Annotated in this window: 16 protein-coding genes; 9 read left to right on the top strand and 7 right to left on the bottom strand. The window is 68.7% G+C overall.

Going from position 1 to position 15,104, the window contains the following annotated elements:
* Position 1: 1 nt before the first annotated feature.
* From tpiA to ACWDKQ_RS12765, 9 genes are all read left to right on the top strand, one after another.
* A complete protein-coding gene (tpiA, locus tag ACWDKQ_RS12805; RefSeq protein ID WP_450138915.1) occupies positions 2–787 on the top strand; it encodes a triose-phosphate isomerase in 786 nt (261 codons plus the stop codon).
* Positions 788–995: 208 nt separating this feature from the next.
* Positions 996–1,229 carry a preprotein translocase subunit SecG gene (gene secG / locus ACWDKQ_RS12800; protein WP_010310736.1) on the top strand — a complete coding sequence of 78 codons (234 nt, stop codon included), beginning with the start codon at positions 996–998 and terminating at the stop codon, positions 1,227–1,229.
* Between the two features lie 55 nt (positions 1,230–1,284).
* A complete protein-coding gene (locus tag ACWDKQ_RS12795; protein WP_450138914.1) occupies positions 1,285–1,629 on the top strand; it encodes an RNA polymerase-binding protein RbpA in 345 nt (114 codons plus the stop codon).
* A 339-nt stretch (positions 1,630–1,968) separates the two neighbouring features.
* On the top strand, positions 1,969–2,391 hold the full coding sequence (locus ACWDKQ_RS12790) for a YciI family protein (protein WP_450138913.1): 423 nt from the start codon (positions 1,969–1,971) through the stop codon (positions 2,389–2,391).
* Between the two features lie 41 nt (positions 2,392–2,432).
* Complete coding sequence (locus ACWDKQ_RS12785) at positions 2,433–3,689, top strand: RNA polymerase sigma factor (RefSeq protein ID WP_450138912.1); 1,257 nt, start codon at positions 2,433–2,435, stop codon at positions 3,687–3,689.
* A 126-nt stretch (positions 3,690–3,815) separates the two neighbouring features.
* Positions 3,816–4,289, top strand: a complete 474-nt coding sequence (rraA, locus tag ACWDKQ_RS12780; RefSeq protein ID WP_450138911.1) for a ribonuclease E activity regulator RraA — start codon at positions 3,816–3,818, stop codon at positions 4,287–4,289.
* Positions 4,290–4,763: 474 nt separating this feature from the next.
* Positions 4,764–5,624 (top strand): isocitrate lyase/PEP mutase family protein, encoded by an 861-nt coding sequence (locus ACWDKQ_RS12775; protein WP_450138910.1) that lies wholly within the window; start codon positions 4,764–4,766, stop codon positions 5,622–5,624.
* A gap of 90 nt (positions 5,625–5,714) precedes the next feature.
* On the top strand, positions 5,715–6,701 hold the full coding sequence (locus ACWDKQ_RS12770) for a bile acid:sodium symporter family protein (RefSeq protein WP_450138909.1): 987 nt from the start codon (positions 5,715–5,717) through the stop codon (positions 6,699–6,701).
* A gap of 39 nt (positions 6,702–6,740) precedes the next feature.
* Positions 6,741–6,965 (top strand): hypothetical protein, encoded by a 225-nt coding sequence (locus ACWDKQ_RS12765; RefSeq protein ID WP_450138908.1) that lies wholly within the window; start codon positions 6,741–6,743, stop codon positions 6,963–6,965.
* 35 nt (positions 6,966–7,000) lie between these two features.
* On the opposite strand, the gene ACWDKQ_RS12760 is transcribed toward ACWDKQ_RS12765, so the two are convergent.
* The 7 genes from ACWDKQ_RS12760 to ACWDKQ_RS12730 form a co-directional block, all read right to left on the bottom strand.
* Complete coding sequence (locus tag ACWDKQ_RS12760; protein ID WP_450138907.1) at positions 7,001–8,215, bottom strand: glycoside hydrolase family 10 protein; 1,215 nt, start codon at positions 8,213–8,215, stop codon at positions 7,001–7,003.
* Between the two features lie 225 nt (positions 8,216–8,440).
* Positions 8,441–9,205, bottom strand: coding sequence for a 6-phosphogluconolactonase (gene pgl / locus ACWDKQ_RS12755; RefSeq protein ID WP_450138906.1), 765 nt, complete (start codon positions 9,203–9,205; stop codon positions 8,441–8,443).
* A complete protein-coding gene (gene opcA, locus ACWDKQ_RS12750; protein WP_450138905.1) occupies positions 9,202–10,167 on the bottom strand; it encodes a glucose-6-phosphate dehydrogenase assembly protein OpcA in 966 nt (321 codons plus the stop codon). The genes pgl and opcA overlap by 4 nt, the downstream gene beginning before the upstream one ends.
* On the bottom strand, positions 10,164–11,699 hold the full coding sequence (zwf, locus tag ACWDKQ_RS12745; protein WP_450138904.1) for a glucose-6-phosphate dehydrogenase: 1,536 nt from the start codon (positions 11,697–11,699) through the stop codon (positions 10,164–10,166). Before zwf ends, opcA begins: the two co-directional genes overlap by 4 nt.
* Positions 11,696–13,330, bottom strand: coding sequence for a glucose-6-phosphate isomerase (locus tag ACWDKQ_RS12740; protein WP_450138903.1), 1,635 nt, complete (start codon positions 13,328–13,330; stop codon positions 11,696–11,698). Before ACWDKQ_RS12740 ends, zwf begins: the two co-directional genes overlap by 4 nt.
* A 165-nt stretch (positions 13,331–13,495) precedes the next feature.
* Complete coding sequence (gene tal / locus ACWDKQ_RS12735; protein WP_450138902.1) at positions 13,496–14,602, bottom strand: transaldolase; 1,107 nt, start codon at positions 14,600–14,602, stop codon at positions 13,496–13,498.
* 208 nt (positions 14,603–14,810) lie between these two features.
* Positions 14,811–15,104: transketolase-like TK C-terminal-containing protein (locus tag ACWDKQ_RS12730; protein ID WP_450138901.1), on the bottom strand; the 294-nt coding region annotated here is incomplete at its 5' end.

Below are 15,104 nucleotides of genomic sequence, written 5' to 3'. Positions count from 1 at the left end.
CATGGCCAGGCAGCCACTGATCGCCGGCAACTGGAAGATGAACCTGAACCACCTGGAGGCGATCGCCTTGGTGCAGAAGGTCGCCTTCGCGTTGCCGGAGAAGTACTTCGCCAAGGTCGAGGTGGCGGTGCTCCCGCCGTTCACCGACATCCGCAGCGTGCAGACCCTCATCGACGGCGACAAGCTGCTGCTCAAGCACGGCGCGCAGGACATCTCCGAGCACGAGTCCGGGGCCTACACCGGTGACGTGTCCGGGCCGATGCTGGCCAAGCTGGGTTGCAGCTACGTGGTGGTCGGTCACTCGGAGCGCCGCGAATACCACGGCGAGACCGACGAACTGGTCGGCAAGAAGGTGCGCGCCACCCTCAAGCACGGGATGTCGCCGATCCTGTGCGTCGGCGAGCAGCTGGACGTGCGCGAGGCCGGCGGCCACGTCGAGCACTGCGCCACGCAGCTGATCAACGCGCTCAAGGGCCTCAAGGCCGAGCAGGTGCGCCAGGTCGTGGTGGCCTACGAGCCGGTGTGGGCGATCGGCACCGGCAAGGTCGCCACCGCCGCTGACGCGCAGGAGGTCTGCGCATCGCTGCGGGCGGCGTTGACGGAGAAGTACGGCAAGGAGATCGCCGACGAGGTTCGGGTGCTCTACGGTGGCTCGGTGAAGTCGAGCAACATCGGCGACCTGATCGGCCAGGCGGACGTGGATGGCGCACTGGTCGGTGGCGCGAGCCTCAACGGCGACGAGTTCGCCAAGCTCTCCGCGATGGCGGCCGGCGGCCCGCTGCCGTGATGTTCTAGGAGTGGGGGTGCCCGCGGCCAAGCGAGTTGGTGGAGGGCGCCCCTCACTCCTCGCCCGATCGGCGTGGTGTCCACCCCCTGGGATCCGCCGGGCTCCAGCAGTGTGAGACGGTCCTGGAAGCAAACGGGTGGACGGTGGTCAACTCGCTGTTGGTGGCCCGGTACGCTTGGTTGCGGACCGCTGTGCGAACGAGGACGTGATGACTCTTTTCCTGCAGATCATGTTGATCGTGACGAGTGTGCTGCTGGTGCTGCTGGTGCTGCTGCACCGGGCCAAGGGCGGCGGTCTCTCCTCGCTGTTCGGCGGCGGTATGCAGTCCAACCTGGCCGGTTCCAGTGTGGCGGAGAAGAACCTCGACCGGATGACGTTGTTCGTCATGGCGCTTTGGGTCATCTCCATCATCGGAGTCGGCCTGTTGATCAAGATCGGTTGATCGACCCGGCTCCTAGCCGGTCGATGACCTCGGGCCGCTTGGTGGGTGAGGATGGATGACTGGTGGTAACGCCATTCGCGGCACTCGTGTGGGCTCGGGCCCCACGGTAGGCGAGTCGGAGCGGGGGGAAGCCGCGCCGCGCAAACGGGTCGACTATTGGTGCGCCAACAGGCACCACAGCCGGCAGTCGTTCGCGATGGACGCCGAGGTGCCGGAGGAATGGGACTGCCCGCGCTGCGGACTGCCGGCGGGCTTGGACCAGGAGAATCCGCCCGAGGCGCGGCGAAACGAGCCGTACAAGAGCCACCTCGCGTACGTGAAGGAGCGGCGCAGTGACGCCGACGGGATGGCCATCCTGGAGGAAGCGCTGACCAAGCTCCGCGAACGCAAGGGCCGCTGAATCAACAACCGGGCCGGGTGGGCGAGAAATCGCCCGCCCGGCCCGGTTGTTGTTCGAGGTCAGTCGACGTCGATGTCGTTGACCCGGCGCGCATGGGGTGCAGATGTGGGATGAACAGCTCCGACTCGCATCTGACCACCAGGTGATGAAGTCGCTGGTTGCGGGCACATGTCGAAATCGGAGAATCCGCGGCTGGTCAACGAGTTCACCAGGCGGCACCTCGCGGGCTAGGGATTCGCAGAAGAAAATTCGCCGGACGTGTCGATTTGCGGGGTGCTCGTTCGATGCGTTGGTGAGCGGCCGGAGAGACCGGCGCCACCGACGAGGGAGCTACCCGCGATGCGATTCCTGATGATGGTCAAGGCCAACGAAGACAGCGAAGCCGGCGTGATGCCCGACCAGGAGATCATCAAGGCGATGACCGACTACAACGAGGAGCTGGTCAAGGCCGGCGTGCTGCTGGCCGCCGAGGGGCTGCACCCCAGCTCGAAGGGGTTCCGCACCGAGATCGCCACTGGCGGCGGCCGGACCGTCGTGGACGGTCCGTTCGCCGAGACCAAGGAGCTGATCGCCGGGTTCTGGCTGCTCCAGGTCCGGTCCCGGGACGAAATGCTGGAGTGGGCCAAGCGCTGCCCGGGGCCGGTCGAGGTGCGGCAGGTCTACGCCGCCGAGGACTTCGCGGCGGACGTGCTGACGCCGGAGGAAGCCGAGCGCGAACGCCGGCTGCGCGAAGAGGCGCGCAGGCAAGGCGGTATCGGCTGACGCGCTTGCTGTCCTCGGGGTCGGCGCGCTGAGATGGCGCGGTGACAGGTTCCGAAGTGCACCGCGCCATCGAGGCAGTCTGGCGGATCGAGGCGGCCCGGCTCATCGCCGGCCTGGCGCGGCTGGTGCAGGACGTCGGCCTGGCCGAAGAGCTCGCGCAGGACGCGCTGGTCATAGCCCTGGAGAAATGGCCGGACACCGGTGTACCGCCGAATCCGGGAGCTTGGCTGATGTCTACCGCCAAGCACCGCGCCATAGACCAGCTGCGCCGCAACCAGCGCCTGGAGCGCAAACAGGGGGAACTCGGCCGCGAGCTCGAACACGCCCGGCTCGTCGAGATCGACGTTGCCACCGGTCCGGACTTCGGCGACGACCTGCTGCGCCTGGTGTTCACGGCGTGCCATCCGGTGCTGTCCACCGAGGCGCGCGTGGCGTTGGCGCTGCGCGTGCTGTGCGGGTTGACGACCAAGGAGATCGCCCGCGCGTTCCTGGTGCCGGAGGCGACCATCGCCCAGCGCATCGTGCGGGCCAAGAAAACCTTGGCGCGAAATAAGATTCCGTTCGAAGCGCCGAGCGGTGACGAGTTGACGGCCCGCCTCCCGTCGGTGCTGGAGGTTGTCTACCTCGTCTTCAACGAGGGCTACGCCGCGACCTCGGGCGACGACTGGATGCGGACCGAGCTGTGCGAGGACGCGCTGCGGCTAGGGCGCATCGTGGCCGGGCTCGTGCCGGACGAGCCCGAGGTGCACGGGCTGGCGGCGTTGCTGGAAATCCAGGCGTCCCGCGCCGCTGCGCGCGTCGGGCCGTCGGGCGAGCCGGTGCTGCTGCTGGAACAGGACCGCTCCCGTTGGGACCAGCTGCTGATCAGGCGTGGGCTGGCGGCGCTCGCCCGGGTCGATGAACTGGGTGGCGCGCCTGGTCCGTACGCGTTGCAGGCCGCGATCGCCGCTTGCCACGCGCGGGCGCGGACACCGGAGGAGACCGATTGGGCGCGCATCGCGGCGCTCTACGAGGCGTTGTCCGAGGTGTCGCCGTCGCCAGTGGTGGAACTGAACCGAGCGGTGGCGGTGTCGATGGCGTTCGGTCCCGAGCACGGCCTGCACCTGGTCGACCAGCTGGCCGCCGAAGGATCGCTGCAGGGCTATCACCTGCTGCCCAGCGTCCGCGGCGATCTGCTCGCCAAGCTCGGTCGGCAGGACGAGGCCCGCGTCGAGTTCGAACTAGCCGCGGACCTCGCCACCAACTCCCGCGAACGAACGCTGCTCCTCGAACGCGCCCGCGCCCGGTCCCGTGACTGAGCTCCGGTTTTAATTGGAACTGCGATTCAAGCGCGCGGCGGGGTGTGGCGTTCATCGCGGCGCTGGACGAGGTCCGGCTACTGGTGGGTACGCTCGCCGTTCACGTAGTGGTGACCGGGAGGGCTCATGGCTCAGGCGACGGCTGATCTGGCGGACCGGGAAGGCCCGAAGGTGCGCAGCTGCGACGTGCAGTTCCGCAATCTCGGCGGACGCGCGGCGTTCGAAGGCAGGATCCGCACGGTCGCCTGCTTCCAGGACAACGCCCTGCTCAAGAAGGTCCTGTCCGAGCCGGGCGACGGCCAGGTGCTGGTGATCGATGGCCGCGGCTGCTTGCACACCGCGCTGATCGGCGACGTGATCGCCGAGATCGGCCGCTCCAGCGGTTGGAGCGGGGTCATCATCAACGGCGCGGTGCGGGACTCGGCGGTGCTGGCCGGGATGGAGTTCGGCGTCAAGGCGTTGGGCACCAACCCGCGCAAGAGCACCAAGACCGGTGAGGGCACCGTCGACGAGGTGGTCGAGCTCGGCGGAGTCCGGTTCGTCCCCGGCGAGTACGTGGTGTCCGATCAAGACGGCGTCGTGGTGATCACCGAGCCGTAGCGCCTGCGGGTCGCGAGTCAGGGCGGTTGGGCGCGTCCGCTCCGACCGTTTGATGACCATGTGTCACGCAATGCCCGATTGGGTTAGTTTGGCGCGAATTGGCGCCGCGTCGCGGGCTACCAGGTCTGCGGGGCCGGTGTCCCCGAGGCGCGCGGCGCCTTCGTCAGGTTCACCCGTCGATTTATCGCATCGTTATTGCGGCGAGGTTTGCGCGTTACGATCATTCCCGAAATCTGTTCCGGAAAATGATTCGACAACGGTTACCTGCTCCCATTGGGGTAATGTCCGGTTGCACCCATTTGTGATTTGTTTTCTACCGTTGCGTTCCAATAATCTTCGTGGCGAGATGGCGGGGGTGTCCGAGCTGGTACGGGAGGAAGCGATACATCGCCGGACACGGGTCTTTCGGCCCGTTCTTCCGGCTGCTCACGTCGTCCGCCGCAAAATGCTCCAGGAATACGAACGGGAGAAGAGTTGAACTACGGAACCGCGCTTCGCGGGGAAATCCTGTCCGAGGAGATCACTCCGCTAATCGGTGTCTACGACATGTTCTCAGCCTCGATTTCCGCCAAGCACTATTCCGGAATGTTCATTTCCGGTTTCGGCTTCGCCGCCTCGTATTACGGTTTGCCCGACATCGGATTCATCGCGTGGCCGGACATCGTCGGTTTCGTGCAGCGCCTGCGGCTCGCCTTCCCGCAGCAGCACCTCCTGGTGGACATCGACGACGGTTACGTCGACCCCGAGGTGGCCTGCCACGTGATCGAGCAGCTGGAACTGACCGGCGCCTCCGGCGTGATCCTGGAGGACCAGAAGCGGCCCCGCCGGTGCGGCCACGTCGACGGCAAGCAAGTGCTCCCACTGGAGCAGTACCTCGACAAGCTCGAACTCGTCCTCTCCACCAGGCGTGACCTCGTGGTGGTCGCCCGCACGGACGCCACCGAGGAGAAGGAGATCCTGCGGCGCGCCGAGGCCCTCTCCGAGACCGACGCGGACGTGCTGCTGGTGGACGGGGTGCGCAGCATCGAGTGGATCGAGAAGGTCCGCAAGGTCATCGGCGACAAGCCGTTGCTGTTCAACCAGATCGCGGGCGGGAAGTCGCCGCGCGTGTCGCTGCCGGAACTGCAGGACCTCGGGGTCGACGTCGCGATCTACAGCACCCCGTGCCTGTTCGCCGCGCAGCAGGCGATCGACGAGGCGCTCAGCGAACTGCGCAGGCAGGACGGGCGGTTGCCGGAGGTGCGGGACGGCCGGGGCGGCATCGCGGCCGCGCAGGGCCTTTTGGAGCACAACATCAGCAGGCACCACTCGAAGCGCGTCCCGCTGGGCGTGTGATCGGGAGGTGAACATCCGCATCCACCGGCCGGCCGCGGCATCCGGCGCGCCCGGCCGGTGGTCGCTCACGACCGGGGAGTTGAACTCTCGATGACCAGGATTCTCGCCCGAGCGCGCCCGGACCCGTACGTCGTCGCACTGCTGCTGGTGGCGGTGACAGCCGTGCTGGTGCCCGTCCGCGGCGAGCCGGCCCTCGTCCTGGACCAGGCGGTCAAGGTGGCGATCGGGTTCCTGTTCTTCCTCTACGGGGCCCGGTTGTCGACCGCCGCGGCCTTGGAGGGGCTGCGGAACTGGAAGCTCCACGTGGCCACCCTGACGACCACGTTCGTCCTCTTTCCGCTGCTCGGCATGGCCGCTTCGGTGCTGGTGCCGGCGGCGCTGCCGCAGTCGCTGTACCTCGGGGTGCTGTTCCTGTGCCTGCTGCCGTCGACGGTGCAGTCGGCGATCACCTTCACCTCGTTGGCAGGCGGGAACGTGGCCGCGGCGATCTGCGGATCGTCGTTTTCCAACCTGCTCGGCGTGCTGTTCACGCCGCTGCTGGTGGGGCTGCTGATGACCAGCAGCACCGGCGGTTTCACCGTGCAGGCGGTGCGCGACATCGTCCTGCTGCTGCTCGTGCCCTTCTGCACCGGACAGTTACTGCGGCCCTTGGCAGGGGAATGGATCCGCCGCCGCGCCAAGGTGCTCGGGTTCCTGGACCGCGGCGTCATCCTCGCCGTGGTGTACCTGGCGTTCAGCGAGGGAACGGTTTCCGGTGTCTGGCAGCGGCTCAGCCCGGCGGGATTCGGCGTGCTCATCGTCGTCGACGGCGCGCTGCTCGCCGCGGCGCTCGTCGGGACCGTGCTGCTCGCGCGTTGGTTCGGGTTCTCCCGCGGCGACCGGATCGTGCTGGTCTTCTGCGGTTCTAACAAGAGCCTGGCCAGTGGGCTGCCGATGGCCTCGGTGCTGTTCGGGAGCGCGGAGTTGGGGTTGATGGTGCTGCCGCTGATGGTCTACCACCAGATGCAGCTGATCGGGTGCGCCTGGCTGGCCCGCCGCTTCGCCAAGCAGGCGGCCGAACCCGTCGGCGTCGGCTGACGCCTCGACCGAGATCGTCTACTGGAAAGGAGTTCTGCAATGCGGCTTTTCGGTCTTTCGGCGGGTCTCGCAACGATGTCCGGGGTCCTGCTGGCCGCCGCTGCCGGGACGGCGCACGCCGGACCCAGCAGCGATGGGCACAGCGACACGCGGGGCGTCGCGCTCGTCCAGTTCAGCAACAACGGCGACAGCCTGATCGAGGTCGACCGGACGCTCAACTTCAACTCCGGCGATGGCAGCGCCGGATCCGACAACGACAACTGACCGACCGTCCACACCCTCGCGTCCGGTGTGGCCCGCTACCGGTCCGCGTAGTGCTCGCGGACCAACCGGGCCATGGCTTCGGCGGCGTTGGTGGTCAGGGACTTGGCGCTGAAGTAGATGTCGCCATTGACGCCGCGGTGCTTGCTGTTGAGCGTCAGGTGAGCGGAAAGCTCCCCGGGATCGGTCCAGCCCTCGCGGCCGACCCGGTACGCCGCCTGGCCGATGTAGAGGTCCACGCCGGTGCCCGAGACCGTCTTGGACCACCAAGGGATCAGGGCGGCGTAGTCGGCGGCCGGGTGGCCGATCTGCCAGTAGACCTGCGGGGCGATGTAATCGACCCAGCCCTCGCGCACCCACTTGCGGCTGTCGGCGTAGATCGCCGAGTACGACTCCAGGCCCTTGGTGTCCGAGCCGGCCGGGTCGCTGGCGGCGTTGCGCCAGATTCCGAACGGGCTGACGCCGAACGCCGCGTCCGGCTTGGCCCGGTGCACCCGGGCGTCCAGGCCGGACACCAACTGGTCGACGTTGTGCCGCCGCCAGTCCGCGATGTCGGCGAAGTCCTTGCCGTGCTCGGCGAAAGTCTTCTCGTCCGGGATTTGCTGGCCCCCGACCGGGTACGGGTAGAAGTAGTCATCGAGGTGCACGCCATCGACGTCGTAGTTCTCGACCGCGTTCATGATCGCGTCGGTCACGAACGCGCGGGCCAGCGGCACGCCGGGGTCGTAGTACAGCTTGCCGCCGTAGGCGAACGTCCACTCCGGGTGCCGGCGCGCCGGGTGTTCCGGGACGAGGGCCTGCGGATCGTCCGTCATGCTGATCCGGTACGGGTTGAACCAGGCGTGGAACCGCAGGCCCCGCTTGTGCGTCTCGTCGATCATGAACCGCAGCGGGTCGTAACCCGGGTCCTGGCCCTGCCTGCCGGTCAACCAGTGCGACCACGGCTCGAGCGGCGACGGCCAGAAGGCGTCGGCCGTCGGCCGAACCTGGACGAACACGGCGTTGAGCTTGTTCGCGACGGCCTGGTCGAGCAGCTTGCGGTACTCGTCCTGCTGCGCAGCGACGGAAAGCCCCGGCTTGCTCGGCCAGTCGATGTTCTCGACACCGGCGATCCACATCCCGCGCATCGCGGTGCTCGGCGCCTTCGCCGCGGCCCCGGTGGTGCCGAGGACCCCGAGGAGGATCGCCACCAATCCCAGCGCCAAGCCCAACACGTCCGCCCGGAGCCGACGCAATCCCTGAGTGCGGGTCATCCCAGCTCGCCTTCGCCACTGATCGACAACTGCGCGCCACAGGGTACGACCACGGCGCTTCCGGCGCTGAAGTGGCGAGGATTACCACGTCACCTGATCCGGTCGGTCCTGGCAGGCCGAAGGTCCGAATTGGCGGGTTCGTCGCGTGCCAGGAAGCGCCGAAAGGCGAAGGGCACCTCCGGTCGGCCTTCGCCGGCCGAAGGTGCCCTTTCACCCTTGGCGGGATCAGCCTCTGGTGGGGATGGCCGATGCTGCGGTCCGGTCGAGGAGCCAGAGGGTCAGGTCCCGGCCGTGGGCTCCCGCTGCAGGGATGTCCGCCGGCTTCGCGCCGCCCAGCGCCGCTGCCACCGGCCCCGCCTTCGCTGAACCCGTGGTCATCAGCCACACCTCGGACGCCGCCTGGATCGCCGGCAGCGTCAGGGAGATCCGCGTCGGCGGCGGCTTCGGGCAGTCGTGCACGCCCACCACCGTCAGCCCGGATTCCTGCACGTACGGCGTTTCCGGGAAAAGCGACGCCGTGTGCCCCTCTTCGCCTACGCCGAGCAGCAGCACGTCGAAGCGGGGCACCGCGATGTCGGTCTCCCGCGAGGCCGTGGTCGCCAGCACCTCCGCGTAGTGCGCCGCCGCCGCGTCGGCGTCCGGTCCGAACTTGCCGTCCGACGGGGCCATCGGATGCACCCGTTCCGGGTTGACCGGCACGTGGTCCAGCAGGGCGTGTCGAGCCTGAGTCTCGTTGCGGTCCGGGTCGCCGTAGGGCAGGAACCGCTCGTCGCCCCAGTACACGTCCACGTTCGCCCAGTCCACCGCGTCGCGGGCGGGGGAACCGTTGACCTGTTCGAGCACGCCGATGCCCGTGCGGCCACCGGTGAGCACCACCGACGCCACACCGTGCGCGGCCTGCGCGTCGACGATCTTGGTGATCAGCCGGGCGGCCGCAGCGGCCGCGAGCAGCTCGCCGGTGGAGTGCACGACCACTTCCGGCCGGGTCATGAACCGGCCTCTGCGGACTCGGTCTGCGCCGCCGGTTCTTCCTCGCCGCGGACGATCGCGTCCAGGCCCTGCAGAGTGGCCTCGTAGATCTCGTCCGGGTCGAGGCGGCGCAACTCTTCGGTGAGGCAGTCGCGCACCTCGCGGCGCTGCAACGACACCCGCCGGTCCGGCTGGCCCGGCTGGGTCAGCGTCCCGACCTTGCCGTCCGGGCGGACGATCTCCACGTTGCCCGACGGGCGCTCCAGCATCGCCGAGACGATGCCCGGCCCATTCGGGTGTTCAAGCCGGCGCACCGGGATTCCCAGGTAGCTGGCCAGCCACGCGGCCAGCAGGTCGGTCGACGGAGAGTCCGCCGAGCCGGTAACCGTGGCGGCCGTGGCGGCCTCGTGCGGCGGCAGGTCCAGCGCCGCCGCCAGCATCGCGCGCCACGAGGTCAGCCTGGTCCAGGCCAGATCCGTGTCACCGTCCGCATACGACTTCACGCGCTTGTGCAGCGAGGCGATCGGGTCCGCTTCGGCCGCCGCGTCGGTGATCCGGCGGTGGGACAGCGCGCCGATCGGGTCCTTCGCGGGGAACTCCGGGGCGTCGGTGGGCCACCACGCCACGACCGGCGCGTCCGGCAGCAGCAGCGGCACCACGGAGCCGGCGCCCTCGTCGGCCAGCGGCCCGTACAACCGCAGCACGATGACCTCCGAGGCCCCCGCGTCGCCGCCGATGCGGATCTGGGCGTCCAGCCTGGGCGCGGCCTGCCGCGCCCCGCTGGCCACCACGATCACCCGGCACGGGTGCTCCCGGCTGGCGTCGTTGGCGGCCTGGATGGCCTTCTCCACCTCGGTGCCGTCACCGATGACGATCACCAGCGTCAGCACCCGGCCCAGCGCGACGGCACCGCCGGTCTCTCGAAGTTCCACCAGCTTCTTGTTGACCTGCGAAGTGGTGGTGGACGGCAGATCGATGATCACGGTCGCCTCCAGACGCGTCCGGTTCGGGCCAGCATCGCGTTTGCCGACGGCGGACCCCACGTCCCGGCCCTGTACGGCTCGGGCTTGTCCTTGGCTGCCCAGTGGTCCAGCACGGGGTCGAGGATCTGCCAGGACAGCTCGACTTCCTCGTTGACCGGGAACAGCGACGGCTCGCCGAGCAGCACGTCCAGGATGAGCCGCTCGTAGGCCTCCGGCGAGGACTCGGTGAACGCGTGCCCGTAGCCGAAGTCCATGGTCACGTCGCGCACCTCCATCGAAGTGCCCGGCACCTTCGCGCCGAAGCGCATCGTGATGCCCTCGTCCGGCTGCACCCGGATCACCAGGGCGTTCTGTCCGAGCTCCTCGGTCATCGTGCTGTCGAACGGCAGGTGCGGGGCGCGCTTGAACACCACCGCGATCTCGGTGACCCGGCGGCCCAGCCGCTTGCCGCTGCGCATGTAGAACGGCACCCCGGCCCACCGCCTGCTCGCCACCTCCAGGGTGATCGCCGCGTAGGTCTCGGTGATCGAGTCGGACGCGAAACCGCCCTCCTCGTGCAGGCCCGGCACCAGCGAACCGCCCTGCCAACCGCCGGTGTACTGGCCGCGGGCCGTGGTCTGGTCGAACGGGCCGACCGGCTTGGTCGCCGACAGCACCTTGATCTTCTCCGCGCGCAGGTCCTGCGGGGAGAAGGAGACCGGCTCCTCCATCGCGGTGAACGCCAGCAGCTGCAGCAGGTGGTTCTGGATCACGTCGCGGGCCGCGCCGATGCCGTCGTAGTAGCCGGCGCGCCCGCCCAGGCCGATGTCCTCGGCCATGGTGATCTGCACGTGGTCCACGTAGTGGGCGTTCCAGATCGGCTCGAACAGTTGATTCGCGAAGCGCAGCGCCAGGATGTTCTGCACCGTCTCCTTGCCGAGGTAGTGGTCGATGCGGAACACCGACTCCTCGGGGAACACCTCGTTGACGATGCCGTTGAGCTGCTGCGCGCTCTCCAGGTCGTGGCCGAACGGCTTCTCGATGACCACCCGCCGCCAGCTGTCGCCGGACTGGTCGGTCAGCCCCGAGCGGGACAGCTGCTTGAGCACCGTCGGGAACGCCGAGGGCGGCACCGACAGGTAGAACGCGTGGTTGCCGCCGGTGCCGCGTTCGGCGTCGAGCTGCTTGACCGTCTCGGCGAGCCGGTCGAAGGCGCCGTCGTCGTCGAACGAACCCGGCACGAACCGGATGCCCTCAGCCAGCCGGTCCCAGACGTTCTGGTGGAACGGGGTCCGCGCGTGCTCCCGGACCGCGTCGTAGACGACCTGGCCGAAGTCCTGGTCGGCCCAGTCGCGGCGGGCGAAGCCGGTCAGCGCGAAGCCCGGTGGCAGCAGGCCCCGGTTGGCCAGGTCGTAGATCGCCGGCATCAGCTTCTTGCGGGAAAGGTCACCTGTCACGCCGAAGATCGTTAACCCGCACGGGCCAGCGATCCGCGGCAGCCGCTTGTCCCGCGGATCGCGCAGCGGGTTGTGCCACTGTTCGCTTCGAGTCACGCCCGGTCCTCCAAAGAGCGCAGGTCTTGCACGGCCTTGACCAGCTCGACGAGCCCGGCCGCCCGGTCGGTGAGGTGCAGTCGCAGCACCGGCCGGTTGCGGTCGGCGAGCACCTGGCAGTCGCCGAGCGCCTGGGCGCGCTGCAGCCCGGCCAGAGTGTACGGCCGGTCCGGGACCTCCAGGTCCTCTTCGGCCGCACCGGTGATCTGCAGGAACACGCCGTTGTGGTGGCCGCCCTTGTGGTACTGGCCGGTGGAGTGCAGGAACCTCGGTCCCCAGCCGAAGGTCGTCTGCAGCCCGGTGCGGCGCGCCAACTCGGGGCGCAGCACCGCGGTCGAGGCGTCATCGAGGCGGTCCAGGTACGCCTGGACGGCGAGGTAACCGCCCTTCGGCGCGGTGGACAGGAAGGCCCGCAGCGCCTCGGTCACGTTGCCGACGCCTGCAGTCAGCCAGTCGCCGGAGGGGTGAACCTCGATCGCGCCGTCGACCAGCGCCGCGGTCGCGGGCGGACCGCCGGCCGGGCCGTCCAGCAACGCCCGAGCGGCCTTCTTCGCGGCCTCCACGTCCGGCTGGTCGAAGGGGTTGATGCCCAGCAGCCGACCGGCCACCGCGGTGGCGAACTCCCACAGCAGGAACATGCCGCCCAGCGGGCCCGCGGTGCTGATCCGCGCGCCGTCGACGGCCGGCCCGACGGCCACGGTCGTCGCGTCGGCACCGGCGTCGGCGAAGCCGGGGGCGTCGATGTTCTCGACGACGACCGGCAGCAGGCCGGTGCCGTTCTTGCCGGTGGACTCGGCGATCAGCTGCTCGACCCAGTCGCCGAAGCCCGCGATGCCCGAGCCGGTGTCGGCGAAGACGACCTTCTCGGCGCCATTGGCGTGCGCCGCACCCAGCGCCGCGCCCAGCTGCAACGCCGGGTTATCGGTGTCCTCGGTGCTCAGCCGCCGGAACGCCGCAGCGGCGTCGTCCAGCAGCGCCGCGACGTCGGCACCGGCCAGCCCAGCGGGCACCAGCCCGAAGGCGGTCAGCGCCGAGTAGCGGCCGCCGACGTGCGGGTCGGCGGTGAAGACCTTGCGGTAGCTCGCCTCGCGAGCCATCGACTCCATCGGCGAACCGGGGTCTGTGACCACGATGATGCGGGTCACAGGATCGATTCCGTTTTGCGTGAAAGCCCACTCGAAGATCCTGCGGTGGCTGTCGGTCTCGACGGTGGTCCCGGACTTCGAGGAGACGACCAGCACGGTGCGGTCGAGGTCACCGGCCAGCGCGTCCGCGACCTGCCCGGGGTCGGTGGTGTCCAGCACGACCAGCGGTACGCCGGCGGTCGCGGTGATCACCTCCGGAGCCAGCGACGAGCCACCCATCCCGGCCAGCACGATGCGGTCCAGGCCCTCGGAGTGCAGTTCGGCGCGCAGCGCGTCGATCTCGGCGAGCAGCGGACGCGAGCTTTCGTGCAGCGTCGTCCAGGACAGCCGGATGGATGCCTCGCTCTCGGCGTCCGGACCCCACAGCGTGGCGTCCTGGGCGGCGAGCTTGCCGGCAACCTCATCGGCGGCCAGATCCTCGACCAGCGGTCGGGCCTCGGACGCTAGCGCCACATCGGAAATGTCGACGGAGGTTTCGGTTGCCATTTACTTCCTTCAGCGCTCGATCCAGTTGGACTCGAACCCTAGTTCGATCCAGTCGATCCTGGGTTCGATCTTGGAAGCCAACTTCGTGCGACCACAGTGTCGCCGATCTGGGCCGGTGCGGCAGGTGCGCACCGGCCCGGATTTCCCGGAGAATTCGGCAGTTGTTTACTTCGCCTGGTCCAGCTGCTGGCCCACGGTCTCCAGCAGTTCGGTCCAGGACTTCTCGAACTTCTTGACGCCCTCGCTCTCCAGCACCGCGAACACGTCGTCGAGGTCGATGCCGATCTTGGCGAGGTCGTCGAAGACCTGCTGCGAGGCGGCGGCCGTGCCGGTGACAGTGTCGCCGCGCACGTCGGCGTGGTCGGCGGTGGCCTTCAGGGTCGCCTCCGGCATGGTGTTCACCGTGTTCGGCGCGACCAGCTCGTCCACGTAGCGCGTGTCGGAGTAGGCCGGGTCCTTCACCCCGGTGGACGCCCACAGCGGACGCTGCGCCTTCGCTCCCGCGGTCTCCAGCGCCTTCCAGCGCTCGGTGCCGAAGACCTCCTCGTAGGCCGCGTAGGCCAGCCGCGCGTTGGCGATCGCTGCCTTGCCGCGCAGCTCCTCGCCACCGGCGAACTTCTCCAGCCGCTTGTCGATCTCGGTGTCCACCCGGGACACGAACAACGACGCGACCGAGGAGATCTGGGCGACGTCGTGACCGCCTGCCTTGGCCTGCTCCAAGCCGGCCAGGAAGGCGTCCATCACGTCGCGGTAGCGCTGCACCGAGAAGATCAGCGTGACGTTGACGCTGATGCCCTCGGCGAGCACGCGGGTGATCGCGGGCAGGCCCTCCACGGTTGCCGGGATCTTGACCATCAGGTTCGGCCGGTCCACGGCCTTCCACAGGTCCACGGCCTCGGCCACGGTGCGCTCGGTGTCGTGCGCCAGCCGCGGGTCGACCTCCAGCGAGACCCGGCCGTCGACACCGCCGGTGGACTCGTAGACGCTGCGGAAGATGTCCGCCGCGTCCCGGACGTCCGCGGTGGTCAGCTCGCGCACCGTGTCGTCCACGCTCGCGCCGCGGGCCGCCAGCTCGCGCACCTTCTCGGTGTAGTCGGCGGCGTTGGACAGCGCGTTGGCGAAGATCGTCGGGTTGCTCGTGACGCCGACGACCGCCTGGTCGGTGATCAGCCCGGCGAGGTTGCCCGAGGAGATCCGCTGCCGGGACAGGTCGTCCAGCCAGATCGAAACCCCGGCCTCGCGCAGCGCCTTGAGGTTCGGGTTGGTGGTCAAAGGAATTCCTCCGCTCACGCCTAGTGGGCGTTGTTTAGAGCCTCTAGGTAATCGTGATCTTGTTTTGAAGCGGCGTCAGCCGCGTAGCCCACCCTCGCAGCGGGTTCTCAGGCGCTTCTTGGCGAGGACAGCCTCTCCGAGGAGGGGTCCCACAGTCCAGGGAGCGTCTGAGTTTCCGCTGGGTGACCACCTACGCAAAACTAATTTGTCAAGCCTTTTCCAGGCTGCGTCGGGCCGCCGCGACAACTGCGTCGACGGTGATGCCGAACTCGTTGTAAAGGGTCTTGTAGTCGGCCGAGGCGCCGAAGTGCTCGATGGACACCGATTCACCTGCGTCCTTGACGAACCGGTACCACGGCATGGCGATGCCGGCTTCCACCGAGACGCGGGCCTTGACCGCACCCGGTAGCACCTGCTCGCGGTAGGCCTCGTCCTGCGCGTCGAACCACTCGACGCAAGGCATCGACACCACGCGGGTGGCAATACCGTCGGCCTCCAGGAT

It is taken from the genome of Saccharopolyspora sp. NPDC000995, from assembly GCF_053599315.1.
This window is presented reverse-complemented; position numbering and strand designations above follow the sequence as displayed.